The sequence below is a fragment of the Erwinia sp. S38 genome, assembly GCF_016624545.1.
Taxonomy (GTDB): domain Bacteria; phylum Pseudomonadota; class Gammaproteobacteria; order Enterobacterales; family Enterobacteriaceae; genus Erwinia; species Erwinia coffeiphila.
In genome coordinates this window covers 1-5,763 of record NZ_JACVTS010000050.1, presented here as the reverse complement: position 1 = coordinate 5,763, position 5,763 = coordinate 1, and the positions used below count along the sequence as shown (strand labels likewise).

At 55.3% G+C, this 5,763-nt stretch carries 4 protein-coding genes; 1 reads left to right on the top strand and 3 read right to left on the bottom strand.

All coding sequences use genetic code 11. The features are described from left to right. Window positions 1–70 precede the first annotated feature (70 nt). Together IBT46_RS26775 and IBT46_RS26770 are read right to left on the bottom strand one after the other, a co-directional pair. Window positions 71–1,666: a rhodanese-like domain-containing protein gene (locus tag IBT46_RS26775; protein ID WP_200548100.1), complete on the bottom strand. Its 1,596-nt coding sequence runs from the start codon at window positions 1,664–1,666 to the stop codon at window positions 71–73. Between the two features lie 408 nt (window positions 1,667–2,074). Continuing rightward, window positions 2,075–3,259, bottom strand: coding sequence for a NupC/NupG family nucleoside CNT transporter (locus tag IBT46_RS26770; protein WP_105593323.1), 1,185 nt, complete (start codon window positions 3,257–3,259; stop codon window positions 2,075–2,077). 439 nt (window positions 3,260–3,698) lie between these two features. On the opposite strand from IBT46_RS26770, the gene IBT46_RS26765 reads away from it, so the two are divergent. After that, on the top strand, window positions 3,699–4,937 hold the full coding sequence (locus IBT46_RS26765; RefSeq protein ID WP_200548099.1) for an Nramp family divalent metal transporter: 1,239 nt from the start codon (window positions 3,699–3,701) through the stop codon (window positions 4,935–4,937). A 67-nt stretch (window positions 4,938–5,004) separates the two neighbouring features. Here the strand turns inward: IBT46_RS26765 and IBT46_RS26760 are convergent, their stop codons facing one another. Continuing rightward, complete coding sequence (locus tag IBT46_RS26760; RefSeq protein WP_105593325.1) at window positions 5,005–5,352, bottom strand: DUF2502 domain-containing protein; 348 nt, start codon at window positions 5,350–5,352, stop codon at window positions 5,005–5,007. Between the last annotated feature and the right edge of the window lie 411 nt (window positions 5,353–5,763).

Below are 5,763 nucleotides of genomic sequence, written 5' to 3'. Positions count from 1 at the left end.
GCACAGCACAGCACAGCACAGCACAGCACAGCACAGCACAGCACAGCACAGTGAGCCTCCCCTGAGAGCCTTATCTCAATACCTGGAACCCATGGGTGCCATCACGATCCAGCTGCGCGATCAGCCCACGCTCCCAGTCAAGATAGGCCTGTAACGTCGCCGGGGAGATATCTTTGCCTTCATAAGGTCGCGGATAGCGATCGACGCGTGGCAGCAGCAGCCGGGTTTCTCCGCTTTCCACCGGCAGACCGGCGGCTTTCCATGCGGTGTTACCCCCCTTCAGCGCAAGAACCGGTTTGCCGGTCAGCTGTTCCAGTTTCGGAATCGAATAGCGCGCCAGCAGGCTGCTGCCGCAGGTCACAACATAGCGTGCTGAATCCGGTAGCACGGCGGCGCCTTCGGTGGTCAGTACCGAACGCTGGAGCCACGCTGCCCCTGGAATATGCGCATTGGCGTAGTTGGCGCTGGTGGTGAAATCCAGTACCTGAATATCGCCGCCGGCAAGCAGGGCCGACAGCTCTGCGGGTTCAACTTCCGGCAGTGCAGGCTGCGGTGGAACCCGTGGTGACCAGCCGCCGGTGGCGCTGAAGTCCGCCTTGCTCAAACCATCGAGCACAAACGTCTGCCAGCCCAGCTGTGCCAGCCAGGACGCGCTGATATTGGCGCGTACGCCATCGCTATCGATCAGCACAATCCATGCACCGCGAACGCTGGCGTAATGATCGGTTTCCTGAAGCAGCTGCCCGCCGGGAACGTGACGTGAATCGGGTAAATGCCCCTGCTGATATTCCGCCTCATCGCGCACGTCAAACAGATAAAGCGTGTGTCGATCCTGCTGGCGCCAGACGTTCACATCGTCCAGCGTGGCGCGCTGTACCCCGGTTTTGTCTGCCAGGCTACGCGCGTGGCGTGCCGCATGCAGACGGGCCGTGTCACTGGCCTCGCCGTAACGATGCGTCTGATTCGATTCCAGCTTCAGTCCTGCCCGCGTCCAGCCGAGGATGCCGTCACGCAGGGCGTAAACCGGATTGGGCAGCCCGCTATCGATCAGCGACTGCGCACCAATGATGCTGCGTGTGCGATCGGCGCTGATGACGACAATAGTGGTTTCCGGCGATGGAGCCAGATCCCGGCTACGCAGTACCAGCTCACCGCCGGGGACGCTAATGCTGCCGGGGATGCTTTGCGTTTGATACTCGTCAAAACGTCGGGCATCCAGCAGCACCACGCTGCTACCTGCCCGCTGCAGAGCGTTGACCTCATCGGCCGACAGCGAGGGGGTTTTAGCCCGTTTCTCAACCAGTTCGCCAAACGCTTTGCTGGGGACATTGACGTCGCTGAACAGCTCTCCGCCCGCTTCGGTCCAGCCGGATAGTCCTCCTGCCAGCAGCGCAACGTCAAGATAGCCAATCTCGCGCAGTCTGGCGGCAGCTTCCTGAGCCAGTCCTTCACCGTTATCGTAAACGGTCACCGGTGTGGTCAGGCGGGGAACGCGGTTCAGGATCTCCAGGTCCAGCTTGGAAAGGGATATATTCACCGCAAACAGCGGATGTCCGCTGGCAAACTGGACTTCTTCCCGCACATCAACCAGCGCTACTTCCTGATGGTTTTGCAGAGCCAGGCGCAGTTGGTGGTAGTCGCGGGTTATCAGAGTATTTTCAGCCATAAGAGGGTTCCAGACAGTCAGTGAAAGAGGTCGCTACTGTCGGAAATGAACGCTCTGCCGTTGAACGACTGGCCTTCATCAACAACAATCCGCAGTAAACGTCGAAGGGTGGCAATTCAGAGGGCCACACTAAGCCGGATTAAAAGGCGAGTGAAATCAATAATTGTTCGTTGTTAACCAGCAAATCAGCAATGTTGTGGCGCAGCGCGTGGCGATCGGGTGCGAAATGTCGTCCGGTCGGTTGAGATGATGTGATAACAGACGGCAAACGCCACAAGCGGATAGGGTCATGACGGGCGGCAGGGGAAAGCGGACAGGGTAAGGATGATGTGACGGTGGAAAAGCAGTGACAGCATCAGACGGCGGTTTAACCAAATGAAAATCGGGGCCATCAGGCCCCGATCCGTGTTACAGCACCAGTCCGGCGATAGAAGCCGACAGCACGCTGACCAGCGTTGAGCCGTACAGCAGCTTCAGGCCGAAGCGGGAGACGACGTTACCCTGTTCTTCATTCAGGCCTTTAATCGCACCGGCAACAATACCGATCGAAGAGAAGTTAGCGAAGGAGACCAGGAACACTGACAGGATACCTTCCGCGCGCGGTGACAGCTGGGAGGCAATCTTCTGCAGATCCATCATTGCAACAAACTCGTTAGACACCAGTTTAGTTGCCATGATGCTGCCAACCTGCAGCGCTTCACCGGCAGGAACGCCCATCACCCAGGCAAACGGGAAGAACACGTAGCCGAGAATACCCTGGAAGCTGATGCCGAAAATGGTATCAAACAGGGCATTAATACCGGAGATCAGCGCGATAAAACCAATCAGCATTGCGGCTACGATAACTGCAACTTTGAAACCGGCAAGAATGTATTCACCCAGCATTTCAAAGAAACTCTGACCTTTGTGCGTATTATTCAGCTTCAGGTCTTCTTCGTTCTCAACGCGGTAAGGGTTGATTAACGACAGCACAATAAAGGTACTGAACATATTCAGGATCAGCGCAGCAACAACATATTTAGGCTGCAGCATGGTCATGTAGGCACCCACAATCGACATAGAAACGGTCGACATCGCGGTTGCTGACATGGTGTACATACGGCGTTCGGACATTTTTCCGAGAATATCTTTATAGGCGATAAAGTTTTCTGACTGTCCCAAAATCAGCGAACTTACCGCGTTAAAGGATTCCAGTTTACCCATGCCGTTGATCTTCGACAGCACCGTACCGATGGCGCGGATGATGATTGGCAGGATGCGGAAATGCTGCAGAATACCGATCAGCGCAGAGATAAAGACGATTGGGCACAGAACGTTAAGCCAGAAGAAGGCCAGGCCTTTGTCGCTCATATTACCGAAGACAAAGTTGGTACCTTCCGCTGCGTATTTCAGCAGTTTTTCGAACAGATCTGAGAAGCCTTTAACGAAGCCAAGACCGACTTCAGAGTTCAGGAAGAACCAGGCCAGCAGAACTTCGATCACCAAAAGCTGGATAACGAAGCGGACGCGGATATTTTTTCGGTCGCGGCTGACCAGTAAGGCCAACAGCGCAACCACCGCCAGTGCCAGTGCAAAGTGCAGAATGCGGGACATGTTTGCTCCAATAATTTGAGGGCAGTTATATTTCGTTGCACATTCTATGTAACAAGGTTTGGAAAAACGAGACTTAATCCACAATATAACAATTAGCTATTACAGCTTTTTGCAGAAAAGCATGAGCCGTCACAGGTTTTTCTCTTCACTCGCCGAAATTTCCCCTGCCTGGATCGTTTACTTCATACTACTTAGCGTAATCGCGGTGAAAAGGCGATGAAAAAAACACCCTGTATCTGGTAAGTGAATTCCGAATGCCCTACAGTGAAAGAGGTTGCTCAAATTTTAGCTTTGACGTACTGTAACCCAAAGTATAGCCAGTGCTATATTTCATAGCGATGGCTATCACAGCGATAACTAGAATCATTACAAACGCGTTTAATCATCATTATCATATACGCCAGAGTAGCGTATTAGCCGCAGATCAGGGGTCACCACTATGCTGGAAAGTCGCACTGCGCAGCAGAGCGTCCGCAGTAACCGAAAAATTAAGTTTGCCTTGATGGGGCCTGCCTTCATCGCGGCGATCGGCTATATCGATCCCGGCAACTTTGCCACCAATATTCAGGCCGGTGCCTCCTACGGCTACAAATTGCTGTGGGTGGTGGTCTGGGCCAATATTATGGCGATGGTGATTCAGCTGATGTCGGCCAAGCTGGGCATCGCCACCGGCAAAAACCTGTGTGAGCATATTCGCGATCGCTTCCCCCGCCCGGCGGTCTGGTTCTACTGGGTGCAGGCAGAAATCATCGCGATGGCCACCGATCTTGCCGAGTTTATCGGTGCGGCGATCGGCTTTAAGCTGGTGTTTGGCGTCAGCCTGCTGCAGGGTGCCATGCTTACCGGGGTGGCCACCTTCCTGATTCTGATGCTGCAAAGCCGAGGCCAAAAGCCGCTTGAACTGGTGATTGGCGGCCTGCTGCTGTTTGTCGCCGCCGCCTACGTGATCGAGCTGTTTTTCTCCCAGCCGAAAGTGGTGGATTTACTGCAGGGCATGGCGGTGCCATCGCTGCCAACCGCTGACGCGGTACTGCTGGCCGCCGGGGTGCTGGGCGCGACCATTATGCCGCACGTGATCTACCTTCACTCTTCGCTGACCCAAAAGAGTGATGGCGGTACGCGCAGCGAGCGCTACCGTTCCACCAAGCTGGATGTTGCCGTGGCGATGACCATCGCCGGATTTGTTAACCTGGCGATGATGGCCACTGCCGCTGCCGCGTTTCACTTCAGCGGCCACAGCGGTATTGCCGATCTGGATGAGGCCTATCTCACCCTCGATCCTCTGCTGGGTAAAGCAGCGGCGGTGGTGTTTGGTCTGAGCCTGCTGGCCGCCGGTCTGTCATCAACGGTCGTCGGCACCATGGCCGGACAGGTGGTGATGCAGGGCTTTATCCACTTCCATATCCCGCTGCTGGTACGTCGCGTTATTACCATGGTGCCGTCATTTATCGTCATCATTGCGGGCTGGGACCCGACCCGTATTCTGGTGATGAGCCAGGTGGTGCTGAGCTTTGGTATTGCGCTGGCGCTGGTGCCGCTGCTGGCGTTTACCGGCAACCGCGAACTGATGGGCGATATGGTAAACTCGCGTGTAATGCAGAACATTGGCCGGCTGATAGTGGTGATTGTGGTGGTGCTTAACGGCTATCTGCTGGTGTCGATGGCAACCGACCTGTAGTGTCTTTGCGGTGTTAAAAAGGGCAATCCTTTGTGGATTGCCCTTTTTTTAGCTTCTTTTCAGGACATTAGTGATGATGACGGCGATCGCGATCGTATTCCCGCCATTCGCGGCGGCGTTCATGTTCCCGCCAGCGCCGCTCTTTCTCCCACTGATGATGGCGGCGCATCTCTTCATGGCGTCGCCACTGCTCGTGTCGCCACCAGCGCCCTTCATCGTAGCGATAGTTATTGCGCCACCAGCGGTCATCACGCCAGCGCCCGCCGTCCCAGTAGCGGCCACGGTCGTCACGGTCGCCCAAATGCAAGGTAATGCCCGGAGCCAGAGTAATTCTTGCGCTGTCTGCCTGTGCTGTGTGCAGAGCCAGCGGTGATAAACATGCCACTAAAGCGGCAATCAACAATAAGCGTTTCATATTATCTCCTTATCAGTGGCCCAACTTCTCCACCGTATCAGCAGAATAGGGGCGGGCTTAGTGCGTGACGACTGGCGGAGTCTGAAATGCGTTAAAAGATGCGGATTTGGGAATTATCTGGGGCAAGGGCAGAAAACCGAACGGTCACGTGTCTGCTCTGCAGGCTTGATGGGGCAGATAATGGCTGGTTGGAAGATGGATGAGTCAGCACAGTAAAATTGGCGACATGCCGTACTGTCTGAAAACCCGCGCTTCAGGTCGTGTTTTAACCTGAAGCGGCGGGAAACGGGCGGCAGTTCCTGACCGTAACCTGAAATGATATTTTGCTGGCGGTCGCAGTGGGATAAGTTAAACCTGCGCAGCCAGCCAGCCAGCCAGCCAGCCAGCCAGCCAGCCAGCCAGCCAGCCAGC

Excerpts from the sequence above, each read along its gene's own strand:
- IBT46_RS26775 (WP_200548100.1), bottom strand. The coding sequence starts at position 1,666 with ATGGCTGAAAATACTCTGATAACCCGCGACTACCACCAACTGCGCCTG.
- IBT46_RS26770 (WP_105593323.1), bottom strand. The coding sequence starts at position 3,259 with ATGTCCCGCATTCTGCACTTTGCACTGGCACTGGCGGTGGTTGCGCTG.
- IBT46_RS26765 (WP_200548099.1), top strand. The coding sequence starts at position 3,699 with ATGCTGGAAAGTCGCACTGCGCAGCAGAGCGTCCGCAGTAACCGAAAA.
- IBT46_RS26760 (WP_105593325.1), bottom strand. The coding sequence starts at position 5,352 with ATGAAACGCTTATTGTTGATTGCCGCTTTAGTGGCATGTTTATCACCG.